Source organism: Ralstonia mannitolilytica (assembly GCF_905397375.1).
Taxonomy (GTDB): Bacteria; Pseudomonadota; Gammaproteobacteria; order Burkholderiales; family Burkholderiaceae; genus Ralstonia; species Ralstonia mannitolilytica.
Map to the genome: position 1 here is coordinate 1 of NZ_CAJPVG010000028.1, position 1,599 is coordinate 1,599.

General features: G+C 64.0%; 1 protein-coding gene. It reads right to left on the reverse strand.

The window, feature by feature from the left end:
• Positions 1-29: 29 nt before the first annotated feature.
• Positions 30-1,559 carry an IS66 family transposase gene (gene tnpC / locus KHN96_RS22640; protein WP_009238807.1) on the reverse strand — a complete coding sequence of 510 codons (1,530 nt, stop codon included), beginning with the start codon at positions 1,557-1,559 and terminating at the stop codon, positions 30-32.
• Positions 1,560-1,599 lie beyond the last annotated feature (40 nt).

Here is a 1,599-nt window from a genome sequence, read left to right on the forward strand (position 1 = left end):
GTAAGCACCCGGTGAACCCGTCTTGCCAGCTAGGTGGCGCTGGGCGTCCAGCGATGCGGGAGCAGTTCGGCGATGTCGGCCGCCTTGTGGGTCGGCAGTCGCGTGAGGACGTCTTTCAGATAGGCGTAGGGATCGTGCCCGTTGAGCTTGGCCGATTGGATCAGGCTCATGACGGCAGCCGCGCGTTGACCGGCGCGCAGTGAGCCTGCAAACAACCAATTGGAGCGACCCAGGGCAACCGGCCGGATCTGTCGCTCGACGTGGTTGTTGTCGATGGGCACCGTCGGGTCGTCGAGGTAACGCACGAGAGCCGGCCACCGCTTGAGGCTGTAGTCAATGGCCCGCGCGATCGCCGAGCCGTCTGGGACGCGGCGTCGCTGTTCCTCGAGCCAGGCGTGCAGCCGCTCTAGAATCGGGCCAGCCCTTTGTTGCCGCGCTGCCAGGCGCTGGTCTGGCTCAGCATCCCGCACTTGCGCCTCGATCTCGTACAAGCTCACCATGTAGCGCAGTGCCTGGCCCGCCAATTCGCTCTTGTGCTTGTCGTGCAGTTCAAAGAACTTGCGCCGCGAATGGGCCATGCAACCGATCTCAGTGACGCCACCGTCGAAGCTGGCCTTGTAGCCGGCGAAGTCATCACATACCAGCTTGCCTTGCCACTGCCCCAGGAACGCGCGAGCGTGCTCGCCGCTGCGGCTGGGCGCAAACTGGTAAATCACCGCGCGCATCTTCTCGAACTCGCTCGGCGCATAGGCCCACAGGTAGGCGCGGTGCGTCTTGCCATTGCCGGGCGCGAGCATCTGCACTGGCGTTTCGTCGGCGTGCAGAACACCGTGGCTCAGAACCTCTTCTTGCAGGGCGTCCACCAGCGGTTGCAGACGCACGCCACAGATGCCCACCCACGCGCCCAGTGTCGATTGCGGGATGGCCAGACCGGCGCGCGCATAGATGCGCTCCTGCCGATACAGGGGAAGGTGGTCGCCGAACTTGGACACCAGCGTATGTGCCAGCAGTCCGGCCGTCGGGATGCCTTTGTCGATGACGTGGGGTGGCACCGGCGTCTGCACCAGCGTCTCACACTGATCGCACACCCATTTGCCGCGGATGTGACGCTCCACGGTGAACGTGCCCGGCGTGTAGTCCAGCTTCTCGCTGATGTCTTCGCCAATGCGCTTGAGCGCACACCCACAGGTGCAGGTCTCTGCGTCCGGCTCGTGGTGGATGTCGGTGCGCGGCAACTGCGGCGGCAATGCCTGGCGCTTGGGCTTGCTCTTGGCTTCAGATTTGGACGACGGCAGGAGCGCTTCCAGTTCGGTCTCAATCGCCTCGAGGTCTGCGTCAATGGCTTCGTCCAGCAGACTCGCCTGTTCAGATGTCAGTTGCTCGCTGCGCTTGCCGAACTTCCAGCGCTTGTGGATGGCCAGCTCGTGTGTGAGCTGGTCGATCTTGGCTTGCCGGTACCGCAACTCCCGGTCCTTCTCGCCGACCTGGGCCATCAACTGCGCAGCCAGTGTGCGCAGTTCGTCCGGGCTCAGGGCATCGAGGTTGGTGGGTAGGTTCATGCGGCGAGTCTGCCAGAACCCCAAGTCCTCTGGAAGGAAG